Annotated in this window: 21 protein-coding genes; 8 read left to right on the top strand and 13 right to left on the bottom strand. The window is 69.2% G+C overall.

Annotated features, from left to right (window positions below; all coding sequences use genetic code 11):
* Positions 1-2: 2 nt before the first annotated feature.
* From ACIBTM_RS04950 to ACIBTM_RS04960, 3 genes are read right to left on the bottom strand one after another with little or no spacing between them, the layout of a single operon-like run.
* On the bottom strand, positions 3-410 hold the full coding sequence (locus ACIBTM_RS04950; protein ID WP_395875226.1) for a VOC family protein: 408 nt from the start codon (positions 408-410) through the stop codon (positions 3-5).
* A 5-nt stretch (positions 411-415) separates the two neighbouring features.
* Positions 416-1,813: a pyridoxal phosphate-dependent decarboxylase family protein gene (locus ACIBTM_RS04955; RefSeq protein ID WP_395875227.1), complete on the bottom strand. Its 1,398-nt coding sequence runs from the start codon at positions 1,811-1,813 to the stop codon at positions 416-418.
* Complete coding sequence (locus ACIBTM_RS04960; RefSeq protein WP_395875228.1) at positions 1,806-2,390, bottom strand: class I SAM-dependent methyltransferase; 585 nt, start codon at positions 2,388-2,390, stop codon at positions 1,806-1,808. Before ACIBTM_RS04960 ends, ACIBTM_RS04955 begins: the two co-directional genes overlap by 8 nt.
* A gap of 276 nt (positions 2,391-2,666) precedes the next feature.
* Here ACIBTM_RS04960 and ACIBTM_RS04965 point away from each other — a divergent pair, with 276 nt between their 5' ends.
* Both ACIBTM_RS04965 and ACIBTM_RS04970 read left to right on the top strand, forming a co-directional pair.
* Positions 2,667-3,134 (top strand): RICIN domain-containing protein, encoded by a 468-nt coding sequence (locus ACIBTM_RS04965; protein ID WP_395875229.1) that lies wholly within the window; start codon positions 2,667-2,669, stop codon positions 3,132-3,134.
* A gap of 84 nt (positions 3,135-3,218) precedes the next feature.
* Positions 3,219-4,244 carry a helix-turn-helix transcriptional regulator gene (locus tag ACIBTM_RS04970; RefSeq protein ID WP_395875230.1) on the top strand — a complete coding sequence of 342 codons (1,026 nt, stop codon included), beginning with the start codon at positions 3,219-3,221 and terminating at the stop codon, positions 4,242-4,244.
* A gap of 87 nt (positions 4,245-4,331) precedes the next feature.
* Here the strand turns inward: ACIBTM_RS04970 and ACIBTM_RS04975 are convergent, their stop codons facing one another.
* Entirely contained in the window at positions 4,332-4,586 is a 255-nt protein-coding gene (locus ACIBTM_RS04975; RefSeq protein WP_395875231.1) for a hypothetical protein, read from the bottom strand.
* Positions 4,587-4,894: 308 nt separating this feature from the next.
* Between ACIBTM_RS04975 and ACIBTM_RS04980 the strand changes: the two genes are divergently transcribed.
* The 3 genes from ACIBTM_RS04980 (at position 4,895) to mscL (ending at position 6,459) form a co-directional block, all read left to right on the top strand.
* The gene (locus ACIBTM_RS04980; RefSeq protein WP_395875232.1) at positions 4,895-5,206 is read left to right on the top strand and encodes an FmdB family zinc ribbon protein; all 312 of its coding nucleotides are present in this window, start codon (positions 4,895-4,897) and stop codon (positions 5,204-5,206) included.
* Between the two features lie 115 nt (positions 5,207-5,321).
* Positions 5,322-5,963 carry an SAF domain-containing protein gene (locus ACIBTM_RS04985; RefSeq protein ID WP_395875233.1) on the top strand — a complete coding sequence of 214 codons (642 nt, stop codon included), beginning with the start codon at positions 5,322-5,324 and terminating at the stop codon, positions 5,961-5,963.
* 91 nt (positions 5,964-6,054) lie between these two features.
* Positions 6,055-6,459, top strand: a complete 405-nt coding sequence (mscL, locus tag ACIBTM_RS04990; RefSeq protein WP_395875234.1) for a large-conductance mechanosensitive channel protein MscL — start codon at positions 6,055-6,057, stop codon at positions 6,457-6,459.
* A 6-nt stretch (positions 6,460-6,465) separates the two neighbouring features.
* Here the strand turns inward: mscL and ACIBTM_RS04995 are convergent, their stop codons facing one another.
* Positions 6,466-6,639, bottom strand: coding sequence for a hypothetical protein (locus tag ACIBTM_RS04995; RefSeq protein ID WP_395875235.1), 174 nt, complete (start codon positions 6,637-6,639; stop codon positions 6,466-6,468).
* Positions 6,640-6,694: 55 nt separating this feature from the next.
* On the opposite strand from ACIBTM_RS04995, the gene ACIBTM_RS05000 reads away from it, so the two are divergent.
* Positions 6,695-6,973: an Rv0909 family putative TA system antitoxin gene (locus ACIBTM_RS05000; protein ID WP_039921525.1), complete on the top strand. Its 279-nt coding sequence runs from the start codon at positions 6,695-6,697 to the stop codon at positions 6,971-6,973.
* A gap of 14 nt (positions 6,974-6,987) precedes the next feature.
* On the opposite strand, the gene ACIBTM_RS05005 is transcribed toward ACIBTM_RS05000, so the two are convergent.
* Complete coding sequence (locus ACIBTM_RS05005; protein ID WP_005155592.1) at positions 6,988-7,488, bottom strand: molybdenum cofactor biosynthesis protein B; 501 nt, start codon at positions 7,486-7,488, stop codon at positions 6,988-6,990.
* 122 nt (positions 7,489-7,610) lie between these two features.
* Here ACIBTM_RS05005 and ACIBTM_RS05010 point away from each other — a divergent pair, with 122 nt between their 5' ends.
* Positions 7,611-8,672, top strand: coding sequence for an NAD-dependent epimerase/dehydratase family protein (locus ACIBTM_RS05010; RefSeq protein ID WP_395875236.1), 1,062 nt, complete (start codon positions 7,611-7,613; stop codon positions 8,670-8,672).
* A gap of 71 nt (positions 8,673-8,743) precedes the next feature.
* On the top strand, positions 8,744-9,547 hold the full coding sequence (locus ACIBTM_RS05015; RefSeq protein ID WP_395875237.1) for an MBL fold metallo-hydrolase: 804 nt from the start codon (positions 8,744-8,746) through the stop codon (positions 9,545-9,547).
* A gap of 1 nt (position 9,548) precedes the next feature.
* On the opposite strand, the gene ACIBTM_RS05020 is transcribed toward ACIBTM_RS05015, so the two are convergent.
* The 7 genes from ACIBTM_RS05020 to ACIBTM_RS05050 all read right to left on the bottom strand — a co-directional run bounded on the left by ACIBTM_RS05020 (position 9,549) and on the right by ACIBTM_RS05050 (position 16,054).
* Complete coding sequence (locus ACIBTM_RS05020) at positions 9,549-10,715, bottom strand: serine hydrolase domain-containing protein (protein ID WP_395875238.1); 1,167 nt, start codon at positions 10,713-10,715, stop codon at positions 9,549-9,551.
* A gap of 55 nt (positions 10,716-10,770) precedes the next feature.
* On the bottom strand, positions 10,771-11,820 hold the full coding sequence (locus ACIBTM_RS05025) for a sensor histidine kinase (protein ID WP_395875239.1): 1,050 nt from the start codon (positions 11,818-11,820) through the stop codon (positions 10,771-10,773).
* Positions 11,817-12,515 (bottom strand): response regulator transcription factor, encoded by a 699-nt coding sequence (locus ACIBTM_RS05030; protein WP_037340495.1) that lies wholly within the window; start codon positions 12,513-12,515, stop codon positions 11,817-11,819. Before ACIBTM_RS05030 ends, ACIBTM_RS05025 begins: the two co-directional genes overlap by 4 nt.
* A gap of 10 nt (positions 12,516-12,525) precedes the next feature.
* Complete coding sequence (locus ACIBTM_RS05035) at positions 12,526-13,866, bottom strand: hypothetical protein (RefSeq protein WP_395875240.1); 1,341 nt, start codon at positions 13,864-13,866, stop codon at positions 12,526-12,528.
* Between the two features lie 76 nt (positions 13,867-13,942).
* Entirely contained in the window at positions 13,943-14,557 is a 615-nt protein-coding gene (locus tag ACIBTM_RS05040; protein ID WP_395875241.1) for a plastocyanin/azurin family copper-binding protein, read from the bottom strand.
* Complete coding sequence (locus ACIBTM_RS05045) at positions 14,554-15,018, bottom strand: hypothetical protein (protein ID WP_395875242.1); 465 nt, start codon at positions 15,016-15,018, stop codon at positions 14,554-14,556. Before ACIBTM_RS05045 ends, ACIBTM_RS05040 begins: the two co-directional genes overlap by 4 nt.
* A gap of 73 nt (positions 15,019-15,091) precedes the next feature.
* A complete protein-coding gene (locus ACIBTM_RS05050) occupies positions 15,092-16,054 on the bottom strand; it encodes a cupredoxin family copper-binding protein (protein ID WP_395875243.1) in 963 nt (320 codons plus the stop codon).

Below are 16,054 nucleotides of genomic sequence, written 5' to 3' on the forward strand. Positions count from 1 at the left end.
CGTCAGACGCGCTGCTGGATACGGATCAGGTTCCCGGACGGGTCGCGGACCGCACCGTCGCGCAGCCCGTACGGCTGGTCCGTCGGCTCCTGGATGATCTCGGCGCCCGCCTCCTGCAGGTGCTTGAAGAGGCCGTCGAGGTCGTCGGAGGAGAACAGGATCCCCGCGTAGGTGCCCTTGGCCATCATCTCGCTGATCACTCTGCGTTCGTCCTCGGTGATACCCGGGTCGACGGCGGGCGGGTGCAGCACGATCGACACGGGCTGCCCCGGCGGGCCGACGGTGAGCCAGCGCATGCCGTCGTAGCCGACGTCGTTGCGCACCTCGAAGCCGAGGAGGTCGCGGTAGAAGGCCAGTGCGGCTTCCGGGTCGGTCTGCGGGAGGAAGCTCCCGTGAATGGCGATGTCCATGACGGTCACGCTAGGTGAGACCGGTCCTCGACGCTTCTCGATTCCTGATCGCTCTTCCGTGCCGCCTGGATCGCTTCGACACTGCGATCGACGTCCGCTTCGGTCGTGCTCCAGTTCGACACGGAGATGCGCATCAGGCGCCGTCCGTGCCAAGTGGTCGCGCCCATCCAGCACTCCCCTGACCGCTGGAGGGCTTCGACGACGCGATCCGTTTCCTCGTCGAAGGCGACGAGGACCTGGTTCAGCACCACGTCGTTCACGACGCTGACGCCCTCGCACGCGTCGAGTTTCTCGGCGAACCTCCTGGCCAGCGCGCAGCATCGGTCGACCATCTCGGCGATCCCGTCGCGGCCCAGCTCGCTGAGCGCGGCCCACGTCGCGAATCCTCGCGCCCGGCGGGAGGACTCCGGCACGAAGTCGCCCGGCGCTCTCACCCCACCATCGCCCTGGCCGGTCAGGTATGCGGCGGTCAGCGCCATGGCGGCCCTGTGCGACTCGGGGTGGGCGCAGAACGCGTAGCCGCTGTCGTACGGGACGTTGAGCCATTTGTGCCCGTCGACCGCCCAGGAGTCGGCCGCTTCCAGCCCCCTGGTCCATCGCCTGAGCGTGGGAGTGGCGGCCGCCCAGAGCCCGAACGCACCGTCGACGTGGACCCACGCGTCGTGCCGGTGGGCGATCTCCGTCGCGGCGGCGAAGTCGTCGAAAGCGCCGGTGTTCACGTTTCCGGCCTGGAGGCAAACGATTGCGGGCCCGTCGAGCGTCCTCTCGAGCTCGGCGATGTCGATGGCGCCCTGCCCATCCGCGCGCACCGGCTTGACCGCGTCGGTGCCCAGGCCGAGCAAGCGCAGTGAGCGGTCGATCGTCGCGTGCCGCTCCTCGCCGGCGACGACTCGCAGCGGCGGCGCCCCGTGCAGGCCGCGGCGCTCGACGTCCCATCCGGCCCGCGCCAGCAGATGATGCCGGGCGGCGGCCAGGCCGACCGTGTTCGCGCCCTGCCCGCCGGTCACGAAGCCGAACGACGCGCCGGACGGCAGGCCGAGGACCTCCTTGAGCCATCCGCCCGCCACCTCCTCGACGATCGCGGCGGCAGGCGAGGTGATCTGGTTGAACGCGGGCTGGTCCCAGCCGGTCGCCAGCATGTCGGCCGCGGTCGCGGCGTCGAGCGCGCCACCGGTGACGAAACCGAAGTACCTCGGCCCGGTGTTCGCCACCAGCGCCGGTTCGACGGCGTCGGCCAGTCGCCGGATCACGTCGGCGGGCGGGACGGGCTTCTCGGGCAGATCGCCGAGCTTCTCGCGGACGCCCGTCGTGTCTTCGGGGAAGACGGGGACGTCGGCGACGTCCTCACGGTAGCGGGCGACGCGGGCGGCGACGTCGGCCAGCAGATCTCGCAGTTCACTCATCCGACGGCTCTCTTTCGATCGTCGCGAACCACGCGGGAGCACCCTCTTCGTCGTGGAACCTCGTCCGGACGCGCTCCTCCACGATGGTCTTCACGCGCCATCCTGCCCCGAAGGACTTTGTCAGCGCTTCGCGTTTTACCGGGTGCGGCCCGGCGTTCTCACCGTTGCTGAAGCACAGGATGTAGAGCGTCCCCTTGGTGACCGCTTCGAGGCTCTTGACGTACGCGACGCGCTCGTCTTCGTCGAAGGCGTGGAAGAGCCCGCAATCGAGCACCGTGTCGAACCGCCGCCCGAGCCGCTCCAGGTGAAGCGCGTCCGCCGCCAGGAACTCCGCTTCGAGCCCGCGTTCACGCGCCCTCCGCCGTGCGATGGCGAGGGCCGTCTCGGCGACGTCGACGCCCACCACCGAAAGTCCTCGCGACGCGAGGTGAAGCGCGTTCTCGCCCGAACCGCAGCCCGCGTCGAGCACCGTGCCGGTGAATCTTCCCGCCGCGCGGGCGACCGCCGGCTGGGGTCCGCCGAAATCCCAGGGGGCCGGGCCTTCGCCATACGACGCATCCCAGGGGAGGCCGGTCATGCGCTCGTGACTGGTCGGATTCCTGCCGCCGAAAGGATCTTGTTCCGACATGGTGACCGCCCTTCCCGCACTCCGGCGTGGCACGACATCGCCGAGCTTAGGAAACTTCACCGGCGTTCGTCGACGACTACTTTCCGATACTTCGGCAAAACAGCTCGAACAAATCCGCCACCCCTGTCCACCCCCCCAAACCTCGGGATGTCGCCGGATCGTCTTCCGGACCAAAATCGACCTGTCCGAAGTACTCCTTCCGGAGGCGTTCACAAAGGGGAGACCATGAGAAAATCGACTCGTATCGTGACACTGCTGGCCACCATCGGCCTGCTGGGCGGCGGTGCACTGACGGGATCACCGGCGTCGGCCGCGGGGCGTGAGCTGAAGTCCGCGCTGAACAACAAGTGCGCCGATATCTTCATGTACCACCAGGAGAACGGTGCCTCCGTCGTGACCTGGAACTGCACCGGCAACGTGAACCAGCGGTGGAGCTGGGACGGTGAGCGGATCCGTTCGGATCTGAACGGCAAGTGCCTGGAGATCTACAACGGGCACCCGGGCGACCAGGGCTCGGTGAGCATGTGGGACTGCAACAGCGAGCCCCGCCAGAAGTGGTATCGGGTCGGGAGCGAAATCCGCAATCGAGCAGCCGAGAAATGTCTCGACATCCTCGCCGGCCGACCCGAGAACGGTCAGCTCCTCGTCAGCTGGAACTGCAATGGCGCCGTGAGCCAGCGCTGGAATTTCTAGTGGACGCCGGGTCCGGCACCGCACGTGCCGGACCCGGCGGACAATTCATTCGGCACCGATCCCGGTGCGGTGCATAATCGCTCGATGAGCTCGTTGGAATCGGTCACCAAAGGCCTGTCCTGGGGAGCGGGACACGCCACTTCGATGTCCGAGCTGGGTATCGTGCTGTCGGCACAGATCGGGCGGCTCGTACCGCACGACGGATATCTGCTTATCGGCTTCGATCCCGTCACCGGTGCGAGCTGCCTGATGGCCAGGCACCACTTCTTCACCCCGCGGACCCGCCATCGGCTCGAAGTCGAACTGGCCGACGCCGGCCCCGGCGACCCCCTCTTCGGCATGTTCCGTCGCCGGATCCACGTGCTGGGCTCCGGCTTCACCGACGAGCGGTTCAACACCCATCTGCACGACACGATGGCTTCGGAAGGATTCGGGAGCCAACTGTGCCTCACCCTGACCCGTCGGGGCGTACCGCGAGGCGGGCTGGTCCTGCTCAGGGAACGAGGGGCCAGACCGTTTTCCGGCGTCGAGGCCAAGCTCGCCACCCACTTGGCCGAACCCCTCGCCTGCTCGCTCCGGGCATTCGTCACCGCCAAACCGCCGCGCGGCGCCCTCCGGACGACACAGCCCGGCGTGGTCATCGTCGGCGACGGCAACAGGGTCAAGGCGATGACTCCCACGGCGGAGACGTTGCTGCGCGACCTGCTGCACGAGCTCGCGATCGGCGACGACGAGCTACCCAACACCCTGCTGAACATCGCCCTCTTCGCCCGGCGGCCGGGCCGTCAGGCCGTCAGCCGCGTCCCGGCGTCGTTCGGCTGGCTGGTACTGAGCGGCCAAGTCCTCGACAGCACGCCGAAGAGCGACGTGGCGATCACCGTTCAAGCCGCCGGCGCCGACCTGCTCTCCGCGGTCTCCGCGTGGTACGGCATCACACCCCGCGAAACCACCGTCATCGAACGGGTACTGGAAGGTCTGCCTGCCAAACACATCGCCCGCGGCCTCGGCCTCTCCCCCTACACCGTGAACGACCACCTGAAAGCGATCTATCGCAAGATCGGCGTGTCCAGCCGCGAGGAACTCACCGCCACCCTCACCCACATGCGGTGACCTCGGGATCGCACACTCGGAGAACGCCCGGCCGCACCCTGAGCAGAGCCGATCGCGGCACACCGGGCGTTTGACCCGCCGCCGCTACTAGACCCTGCGCTTGCATGCCTCCAGGGCCCACGCCTGGCGGCCGTAATGATCCCGGAAGATCCGGTAGCAGCCCAGTATGCTGTCGTCGGTGCAGGCCTTGTACGCGATCGTCACGGCGGCCCCTCCTTCGTCGACCGCGTAGTCGACGCAGTCGGACACCGATCGCGGCGCGGCCGTCGCGACCGGCGCCGCCGCCATCGTGCCTGCCAGCAACAACGCCGCCACGGACAGCCCGCCCAGCACTTTGCCCATAATCTCGCTCCGTCCCCGCTCGATGCCCGGATACCACCATCCAGCCCCAGCAAAATCACTGCATCGACCCTTCACAAGACGGATCCGCCCGAACCATCCAAGTGATGACGTCACTTCACCAGTCCGAGTAGCGAAACCCGAGCCGCCGCCACCGATCTCGGCCCGGCACGGAACAGGTACGGAACAGCGGGCGTGACCAGGTCCTCATGTGACCTTGGGAAACCTTGTTTGACCTGCGTCGGAATGCCCCGGTACCGTTAGGCGTTAGCACTCTTGTCGGCTGAGTGCCAATGCACGAAGGAGCAGCAGTGCCCACCTACCAATACGCCTGCAAGGAATGCGACCACGCTTTCGAGGCCGTGCAGTCGTTCTCCGACGCGAGCTTGACCGTGTGCCCGCAGTGCTCGGGCCCGCTTCGCAAGGTCTTCAGCTCGGTCGGCGTGGTCTTCAAGGGCAGCGGGTTCTACCGCAACGATTCGCGCGACTCGAAGGCCAACACGACCTCGGCCCCGGCCAAGACCGAGACGAAGTCGGAGTCGAAGACCGAGTCCAAGCCGGAGACCAAGAGCGCGGCATCCTCCTCCACGGGTACGACGAAAACGGCCGCCGCCGCTTCCTGACGTCCCGAGTTGTCCACAGGCCCCCGGTTATCCACAGCCGGGGGTTTTCGTTCTTTCCAGGGCCGCGTGCCGCCCCTAGCGTCGAGATCAACACCGATCGACGAGGGGGAATCCCGTGCTCCACGATCTGCCCGTCCTGCGAAGACTCCACGGCAGGCCCGCGCGGCTGCTGCGCCGCTGGCTTGCCCTGTCCCTGCTGCTCAGCGGCCTGGTCGCGCTCTTCCTGCCCGAGTCCGCACGCGGTGTGCCCGGCACCGCGACCGTGGTCTCCGCCCGTGACCTCCCGGCCGGGTCGGTGCTGCGCGCCGTCGACCTCAAGCTCGTGAACGTCCCGGACGACGTCCGTCCACAGGGCGCCACCGGCCTGCCCGCCTCGGTGGAGGGACGGCTGCTCGTCGGTGCGGCGCGGGCGGGTGAACCGCTGACCGATGCCCGCCTGCTGGACGCGGCCATCCCCGGATCGGGTGATCCCGAGAGTTCAACTGTCCCGGTGAGGCTCGCCGACGCCGGGGTCGCGGAGCTGCTCAGGCCGGGCCGGCGGGTCGACGTCGTCGCGGCCGCCGAAGCCGGGCGTGAAGCATCCGTGCTGGCCAGCATGGCTGTCGTGGCCGCCGTCGGCGAACAGGGCGCCCGTGATCCGACTGCTCCCGGCGCCGGGAGCAAGGGACCTTTGGTGCTGCTTTCCCTGCCTTCCGCGATCGCGACACGTGTCGCGGCCACCTCGCTGGAACGGTCCATAACGGTTACCCTCCGCTAGCTCGCGCCTGCCCTATGGCGGCGGGCGCCTGCGTCCCCCCGGTACGGAAAGGGACGGTCGGCGAACCGTCCCAGGTGAAGAGGAGAGCGTCTTGTTCAAGGGTTTCAAGGACTTCCTGATGCGCGGGAACGTCGTCGACCTGGCGGTCGCGGTGGTCATCGGCGCCGCGTTCACCGCGATCGTCACGGCCTTCACGAACGGCCTGATCAAACCGTTGATCAACGCCATCGGCGGGTCGGACGCCGCCAAGGGGCTCGGGTTCAACATCCTGTCCGAGAACGACGCCACGTTCATGGACTTCGGCGGCGTGATCAACGCGGCGATCAACTTCGTGCTGGTCGCGGCCGTCGTCTACTTCGTGATCGTGCTGCCGGTCAAGCACGTCCAGGAGCGGCGCAAGCGTGGCGAGGAAGCAGGCCCGGCGGAGCCGACCGACGTCGAGCTGCTCACCGAGATCCGTGACCTGCTGCGCGCGCAGCAGAACCGCGCGAGCTGAGCAGGTTCACCGGTCGTGATGAGGCGGCCGGTTCTCCAGGAACCACGAGTCGGAGTCCGGGGTGCACTGCCCCGGCTCTCGCTCGTCGGAGGTCGTGTCCGGCAGGACGTCTCCGAAGATCTCGTCGACCCGTCGTTTCGCCGCCGCGGCGGATCGCTTGTCCTCGTCTTCACCTGGCATGACGTCCATTTTCGCACCGGTCGCGAGGTCCGCCGACCGGTGGGACCATCAGCGCATGAGCATTGTCGACAAAGCGAAGGGGCTGGCCGCCCAGGCCATCCACAAAGCGGAAGAGGTCGCGGGCGAAGTCCGCGAGAAGGCCGGGCCGCTGGCCGAGAAGGCGGGCGACGTCGCGGCCAAGGGTGTCTCGGCGGCGTCGGCCGGGGCGAACAAGGTCACCGGTGGCCGGTTCGAGGACAAGATCGGCCAGGTCACCGAAAAGGTGGAGGGAGTGCTGCACCAGGACAAAAAGGGCGAGCCCGGGACAGAGCCCGGACCCGCCCCGAAGAACTAGGCCTCATTGAAGAGCTAGGCCTCTTCGAGACCGGACAGCTCGTCGATCACGTACGGCACCAGCGACGAGAGCGTCGCCATGCCGTCGCGGACGGCCGCGCGTGAACCCGCGAGGTTGACCACCAGCGTGCTGCCGGAGACACCGACGAGCCCGCGGGAGATGCCCGCGTCCACCGCGCCGGCGGCGAGGCCGGACGCGCGCAGTGCCTCGCCGATACCCGGGATCGGGCGGTCGAGCACACCGGCCGTCGCGTCGGGAGTGCGGTCGCGCGGGGAGACCCCGGTGCCGCCGACGGTGATCACCAGGTCGGCGCCGCCGATCACCGCGGTGTTGAGCGCGTTGCGGATCGCGGCCGTCTCGGCCTCGACCACGACGACGCCGTCGACGATGAATCCGGCCTCTTCGAGCAGCTCCGTGACCAGCGGTCCCGTGTTGTCCTCGTGTTCGCCGTGGGCGACCCGATCGTCCACGATGACCACCAGTGCGCGGCCCAGCCGTTGTGCGCTCCGTTCCATAGGCACACCGTATCCGGTTTCGGCTGATCTTCGCTCCGGCGGTGCCGCGTAGTTGTGACGATTCCCTGACGTGAGCCGGTGATCCGGGGCCGCCGCCGGAAATCGCCCCTAGCGTCGGAGCGGTGCGAACACTGATAACCGGCGGGGCCGGGTTCATCGGCTCCCACATCGCCGATCTGCTGTCCGATCAAGGTCACGAGGTCGTCGTTCTCGACAACCTCCTCAGCACCGCGCACGGTTCGCCGCGCCCGCCCGGGTACACCGGCCGCCACCGGTTCCTGCGTGGTGACGTCACCGACACGGAGCTGGTCGCGGAGCTGCTGGACGGTGTCGACGCGGTCTGCCATCAGGCGGCCGTCGTGGGGCACGGTGTCGATCCGTCCGACGCGCCGTCGTACGCGCTGAACAACGACTACGGGACCGCTGTCCTGCTCGCCGCGATGCACCGGGCGGAAGTCCGGAAACTGGTGCTCGCCTCGTCGATGGTCGTCTACGGCGAAGGTCGCTACGAATGCCCCGCCCACGGGATCGTCCCGCCGTCGCCGCGGGAACAGTCCGATGTAGATGCCGGACGCTTCGAGCCCGCGTGCGCGGCTTGCGGCACCGAGCTGGGCTGGCGGCTGGTTCCCGAAGACGCACCGCTGCGGCCGCGCAGTACCTACGCGGCCACCAAGCTCGCGCAGGAACATCTGGCGGCGGCGTGGGCCCGGCAGACCGGCGGAACGGTCTGGGCCCTGCGCTATCACAACGTCTACGGGCCACGGATGCCGCAGAACACCCCGTACGCGGGTGTCGCGTCACTGTTCCGTTCCTCGCTTCTGCGCGGCGAGGCGCCGATCGTGCTGGAGGACGGCAAGCAGCAGCGCGACTTCGTGCATGTCCACGACGTGGCGAGGGCGAACGTCCTGGCGCTGAGCACCGACGGCCCCGAAGGCGACCTGACGCCGCTGAACATCTGTTCCGGGCAACCCCACTCCGTCGGCGAACTCGCCGAAGAGCTCGCGAAGGCCTGTGGCGGACCTGCCCCGAAGATCGCCGGCGGTGCCCGTCCCGCCGACGTCCGGCACGTCGTCGCGGATCCCACCCGCGCCCGGCGGCTGCTCGGCTTCACCGCGCGAACGGGTTTCGCCGAAGGCATCGCCGGTTTCGCCACCGCTGAGCTGCGGGAACCGGTCGGTTCCTGAAACCGGGAACAGACCGGACCCCCGGCCGGTTGTCGTTCCCGGCAACGGAATCGACTTTTTTGGGGGTTTTGGTGGGCATCACCGTCGGAGACATCGAGATCGAAGCGCTCGGGGACGGCCTGATCCGGCTGCCGCTCGCGTTCTTCCCCGGTCTCGACCCCGAAGCCCACCCGGACGTCTTCGACGAGGACGGCACCGTGCACGTCCCGACCGGCGCGTACCTGATCCGCGGCAACGGCCGCACGATCCTCGTCGACACCGGCCTCGGCCCGCGCGAATTCGCCTTCCCGCCGGGGATGACGCCGGCCAAGGGCGACCCCACACCGCCGATGGGCACGGGCGGCGACCTCGCGGCCGCGCTGGACAAGGCCGGGTGCCCGGTGGACGAGATCGACACCGTCTTCCTCACCCACCTGCACAACGACCACATCGGCTGGATCGCGCCCGAAGGCGACCTGACCTTCCCCAGAGCCCAGGTCGTCTTCGGCCAACTCGACTGGGACGCGCTGATCGCGCCCGCCGGGACGGGCGAATGGAGCCGGGTCGGGATGGAGACCGCCCGCGGCGCGGGGCTGACCGAGGCGATCAGCGGCGACGACGTCGAGATCGCGCCAGGGATCGTGGCGCGGCACGCCCCCGGTCACACGCCCGGCCACTACGTCCTCGACATCACCGCGGACGACGAGCGCCTGCTGCTGCTCGGCGACGTCCTGCACACTCCCGCGCAGCTGACGGACTCCCGGGTCGGTTTCCTCAGTGACGTCGACCCGGATCTCGCGCTCCGTACCCGGCGGCGTTTTCTCGCCGAAGCGGAAGAGACCGGCGCGATCATCGCGCCGGCCCACTTCCCGGAGATGGGTTTCCTGCGGCTCTGACCTACTTGCCGCAGAGCACCTTGTCGGTGAGCAGCTGGTCCGCCTTGTTGTAGGCCTGCCCCAGATCGGCCTCCGAGTCGCCGTAGGTCATGGACAGCTCGTAGGTCCGGCTGCCGTCGGGCGTGCTGGCCATCAGCGTCCCGTAGCCGTGGAAGCCGCCCATTCCCTTGAGGACGGTGCCGCAGCTCGCTTCCTGGACGTACAGGCCGAGGCCGTAGCCGCCCTTCGGGTGCGGCTTGCGCATCTCGGCGAGCAGCGGGGAGGGCAGCAGCTTTCCGCCCAGCAGTGCGGAGAAGAACGTGTGGAGGTCCTTCGTGGTCGAGATCAGTTCACCGGCGCTGGACGCCCACGACGGGTTCTGATTCGTGATGTCGACCGTCTTCCACTGCCCGGGCTTCTCCTCGTAGCGGTAGTAGCCGTGGGCGTGCGGCCCGGGGATACCCGGCCAGGTGCCGGGTACCACGGTGTCCCGCAGCCCGAGCGGCCGCAGGATCCGTCGCTGGAGTTCGTCACCGTAGGGCCGGCCCGCGACCTTCTCGATCACCAGCCCGGCCAGGACGTAGTTGATGTTCGTGTACATCCAGTCCGTTCCCGGCGCGAACAGCGGCGGCTTGGACAGGCCGAAGCGCACCAGCTCCTCCGGCCGGTAGGTGTGATACCGGTTGTCCAGGAACTCCTTACCCGTCAAGGGGATTCCCGGCACGATCGTGCCATCGGGCAGCATCGCGCCGGTGTAGTCGAACAGGCCGCTGGTGTGCTGCAACAACATCCGCACCGTGATCCGCGGGTCGAGGCCGAACTCGGGCAGGTAACCGGCCACCGGCGCGTCCAGGCCGACCTTGCCCTCGCCGACCAGCTGCAGGACGACGGTGGACACGAAGGTCTTGGTGTTGCTGCCGATCCGGAACCGTCCGTTGGTCGGCGGCTTGGCCGCCGAGCCCAGCTCGCGCACGCCGGCGCTGCCGGTCCAGTCACCTCGCGTGTCGTGCACCCGAAGCTGCGCCCCGGCGAAACCGGAGGCGGCGATCTCCTCGACCATCGCCCGCAGCTCCGGCCGGTCCCGTCCGTTGTCCGCGGCGGCCACGCCAGGGATGACCCCGGCCAGCAGTCCGGCCGCCACCGCGGTGATGCCCACCCGTTGGAAGAATCGCTTCGCTGAAGTCGTCATGGCGGCAACGATCGCCGTCCGCGCTGACACCGCGGTGACACGCCGCTGACACGGGTCAGGGCATGGAGAGCGGAAGCCGGACCTCGAACCGGCAGCCGGGCCCGTGGTTCTGGACGCCGATCCGGCCGCGATGGGCTTCGACCAGGCCTTTCGCGATCGCGAGGCCGAGTCCGCCGCCGCTCGCCAGTCCACCGCGTTCGGGCGTCCGCGCCCGCGTCCCGCGGAAGGCGACGTCGAAGACCCGGCCGATCTCGTCGTCGGGGATCCCGCCGCAGCCGTCGGAAACCGCGAGCAGCGCCTCGCCGCCTTCGATGCCGATCTGGACGTCGACCGTCCCGTCCGGCGGTGTGTGCCGCACGGCGTTGGACACCAGGTTGCGCACGATCCGCGCCAGTTCCGGGTCGCTGCCGGAAACGACCGGCCACACGTCGGCGTGCTCGACCATGCGTACGCGCTTCTGCTCGGCGAGCGGCGCCTGCGCGGCGACGGCGTCGCTCACGACGTCGCGCAGCGGCACCGCGGCCATGGTCAGCTGGAGCGCGCCCGCGGTGATCCGCGAAAGTTCGAACAGGTCGCCGACCATGCCGGACAGCCGCGTGGTCTCACCGCTGATCCGCCGCGCGTACCCGGTGACCTCGATCGGGTCGGCGACGACGCCGTCCGCGACGGCCTCGGCCATCGCCTGGATCCCGGCCAGCGGGCTCCGCAGGTCGTGGCTGATCCACGCGACCAGTTCACGCCGCGACGCCTCGGCCGCGCGCTCCCGTTCCCGCGCCTCCCGTTCCCACACGCTGCGGCGCGCGATCGCGCGGCCGAGTACGAGCGCCGCCGGCACGGTCACCAGCGCGACCAGCAGGCAGACCAGGGTCATCGTGGTCAGCGCCGGGGTGAACATGAACCCGCTGATCCCGAGCACCGCGATCAGCGTCGCGAGCACCGGGATCAGCACGAGGATCGTCATCGTGCTGGCCAGCGAACCGTGCCGGAGCAGGTACAGGGCCAGCCCGCCGAGCAGCACCACCGGCAACGCGAACATCAGCGCGAACGGCAGGATGTGCCAGGCGTGCGCCAGCATCTCGCCGAGCGACTCCCCGGAGCCGATCATCGCCGCACCGGGTCGTACCGGTAGCCGACGCCCCATACGGTGGCGACGCGGACGGGTTTCGCCGGGTTCTTCTCGATCTTCTCCCGCAACCGTCTGACGTGGACGGTCACGGTGGACTGGTCGCCGAAGTCCCAGCCCCAGACCTTCTCCAGCAGATCGGCGCGGGAGAACGCCACCCCGGGATGGGTGAGGAAGAACGCGAGCAGATCGAATTCCCGGCTCGTCAGCGGAAGTTCCACGCCGCCGAGGGCCGCCTGCCGGGCGGACATCTGCAACGCGAGATCGCCGTCGGTGATCACCCGTGCCGCCGGTTCGGGCCGGGGCATCCGCGCCCGCCTCAGCACCGACGCCACCCGCAACGCGAGTTCCTTGGGGCTGAACGGTTTCGTGACGTAGTCGTCGGCGCCGAGCTGGAGTCCGGCGATCCGGTTCTCCTCCTCGCCGAGCGCGGTCAGCATCACGACCGGCACCTGGCTCACCTGCCGCAGGCGGCGGCACACCTCCAGCCCGTTGAGCCCGGGCATCATGACGTCGAGGACCACGAGATCCGGCCCGGTCGTGGAGAACAGCCGCAGCCCCTCGGTGCCGTCGCCGGCGACGTCGACCTCGAAGCCCGCGACCTCCAGATACCGCCGGACGACGTCCCGCACGGTCTCGTCGTCGTCGACGACGAGCACCCGTCCTTGCTCTGTCATGCAGCCCACCTCACCAGCTCGTCAGCACCAGATGGTTCACCACCAGTGCCGTGGCCGCCGACGCGGCGAGCCACCACCGCCGCCCCTTCGACGGCAGCAGCGCCACCGCGGGCAGCAGCCACACCTCGAACGGTAGCCAGATGCGTTCGACCTCCGCCTTCGACAGGCCGGACAGGTCGGCGAACGCGATCGTCAGCGCCGCGGCCAGCACGATCAGCGTGACCGGCTCGCGGAACGACCGCTTCGGCTCGGCGAGGAACTCCGCGCCCGCCCGTCGTGTCCCGGCGATGACCGCGGGGCCGATCGCGATCAGCACCGCCGCGATATCCGCCCACACCCAGTAGGAGTACGGACGCAGTGTCGCGATCCCCTGGTAGTAGCGCTCCACCACCAGGTGATAGCCGTCGAGCCACCAGAACCCCGTCAGCGCGAACGCCACGACGACCACGGCCACGCCCGCCGTGGCGAGGAACAGGATCCGCCACTCGCGGGTCAGCACGACGACGGCCAGCACGAGCACGCCCAGCAGCACGAGACCGTACGAAAGAAAGAGCCCGAACCCGAGCAGCAGACCGCCGGGGAGCGCGAGGATCCGCCGTCGCGTGGCGAGCGCCAGCAGCGCGATCCCGGTCGCCGTGACACCCGCGAAGAGCCCGTCCGCGGAAACCCCGATCCAGATCGCGCCCGGGGTCAGGACGGCGAACGGCAGAACCGTCCTCGCGGCTTCCTCCCGGCCCAGCGCGGAGAGCGTCACCGGCACCGCGACCACGGCCAGGCACCCGACGAGCACGACGACCGTCGACGCCCACGCGCCGCCCTGCAGACCTAGCCGGTCGAGCCAGACGAAGACCAGCGTCGCGCCCGGCGGATGCCCGGAGACATGCGTCGTCCACGAGTCCGGCTGGAAGTCCAGGATGCGCGAGGAGAATTCGTTCAGCATCGCCGGGATGTCGGTGATGCCAGGGACCTCGTGCAGGTACTCGTGTTCCGTGGTGAGCCTGCCGGTGAAACCGCGCGCCCATCCGTCGATCATCGCCAGCGAGAACGTCCACACCAGAGCGGTCACGTAGCCGAGCGCGAGCAGCGGACGCCAGCGCAGCCGCGCGGCGAGCGAGGGACCTTTGGTGACGACGAGGAGCGCGAGCACGACGGCGGCGACCGAACCGGGCCCCACATGCGGCAGCCACAAGCCGAACAGCGGCGGCGCGAAAGCGTAGATCACCACGCCGGAGCCGGGACGGTTGTAGTAGAGGCCGACGGCGATCGCGGCGGCGACCACGAGCATCGCCAGCCCCACGGCGATCAGATCGGCCCGGCGACCGGTACGGGAAGGGGCGGTGACAGTGGACATCACCGGCACCGTAACCGCGTTCTCCGCGCGAAACGACGAGTCGGCGCCGTCCGTCAGAACTCGGTAAGACCTTCCCTCACCCCGCCGGTCGCGACCCGACCAGCAGCAGGCACAGCACCGCCACCGCGGTGACGATCCCGGCGACCAGCAGCATCGGATCGAGCGACGGTCCGGTGGCCGCCGCCTCCTGGGTGACCGGCGGAGCGGGCGCCGAGGTCTCGCTCACGGGGGCCGCCGGAGCCGGGACAGCACTGCTCGTCGAAGGCGGGCTCGGCGACGGAGCCGAAGACGCCGTCGGACGGGCCGTGGTCTGTTTCGAAGGTGTGGGAGACGGCTGCTTCGTGGGCGTTTCCGCGGCGAGGACGGTGACCGTCGCGCGCATGTCCGGATGCACCGAACAGTAGTAGGAATACGTACCCGGCTTGGTGAAGGTGTGGCTCCAGCTCTGCCCCGCCGAGAGCTTCGGACTGCGGAAGGCGACCGGGGCGCTCGTCGTGACGACGTCGTGGGGCGCCTGATCGTGCTGCATCCAGGTGACGGTGTCCCCGACCCGCACGGTCAGCGCCGCCGGGCCGTAGGCGTAGCCCTGCATCATCACCTGCTGCGTGGCGGCGGTCGCCGGTGGCGCGAGGCAGATGGCCTGCAGCACGAGGAAGATCGCCGTCAGGCCGAGGCCGGTGAACCGCTTCATCGGGCGAACTCGATGGCGATCTCGACGTGGACGCGGCGGACGTACCAGGGTGCGCGCCGCGGCCGGGGCAGGATTCCTTTGGCCCACAAGACGATCCTTTCTTCCTCGACCGGACGCAGCTCGCCGGTGAGCACGAGCCCGCGATTCCCGATCCACCCGTCGATCCGCACCCGGCGTCCATCGACGACGAACTCGCCGGAGGTGAACGTCAGCACGCGGGCCTCGTGACGCCTGAGGATCAGGTGCTTCAACGGCCACGGATAGGTGCGCAGCGAAGGCACGTCCAGCTCGACGAAGAGCGCGGGATCCGCCGAGCTGTCCAGGTATCCCGCGGTCGCGGTGAATCTGGCGCGGGCCAAGGGAAAACGCAGGAATCTGAGCGACGGCTCGACGACGCAACGGTCCGGGCGGAGCGTGTGGCCGGTCTGGCCGGGGGCGGGCAGGAGTTCGGTGTCGGACATCGCTCGTCTCCGTGCTGGGGAACGTGGATACTGGCGAAGGGCCCGGCCGGCCGCTTACCGGCCGGGCCCCCGGTCAGCAGCTCGCCTGGTTCAGCAACGGCGTGAGCACGGTTTCGAGCCACACCGTATGCGTCTTGATGTACTGGTCGAGGTTCAGCAGATCGGTGACCTGCTGGCCGGGCGACGTCTCCAGATGCGCGGATTTGAGATGTGCGACGATCGGTGCGAGCGTGTCGGCGACGACCTTGTCGGCCGATCCGTCCAGCACCGGGGCGAGGACGGTTTCCAGCCACACCGTGTGGGTCTTGATGTACTGGTCGAGGTTCAGGATGTCCTGCACCTGCTGTCCCGGCGAGGTCTGCAGATGCGCCGCCTTGACGTGGTCGATGATCGGCTGCAGCACACCCTTCGGGACACAGGACCCGCCGCCCGGGGTGGTGGACGGCATCGAGTGCGTCGGGCTCGAAGTCGGTGCCGAGGTCGGCGAACTCGGCGGGACACTCGTCGGCGACGACGTCGGCGGAGTACCCGAGCCCTCCACCTTGACCGACGCCTTCATGTCCGGGTGCACCGAGCAGTAGTAGGAGTAGGCCCCGGCCTTGGTGAAGGTGTGGCTGAAGGTCTGTCCCTGCTGCAACGTGGGCGAAGTGAACTTCTCCGGGCCGTCGGTGATGACGACGTTGTGCGGCGCGGTGTCGTGGTTGGTCCAGGTCACCGTGTCGCCCACGGCGACGGAAAGGCTGGCGGGGCTGTACTTGTATCCCATGATCTCGACGGTCTTGGCCGCCGCTGTCGCCGCCTTCTCCTTGGCGAGCCCCTGATACAGCGGAACCGCCAGCGGTCCCTGCTTCGACAGCGCGGCCAGGTCGACGTCGGCGCTCTGGGCGGTGTCCGCCTGCTGCCCGCCTCGCAGGGTCGCGAGGCTGAACAGCGCGACACCCAGGGCGAGGATCGCCACCGCCACCGGCCAGATACGCCGGGCGGGCACCGGCGGCGGCGCTTGGGCCGTGGGGTTCTCGGTCTCCGGGTTGTCCAT

Source organism: Amycolatopsis sp. NPDC049868, assembly GCF_044461365.1.
In the GTDB taxonomy this organism is placed as follows: domain Bacteria; phylum Actinomycetota; class Actinomycetes; order Mycobacteriales; family Pseudonocardiaceae; genus Amycolatopsis.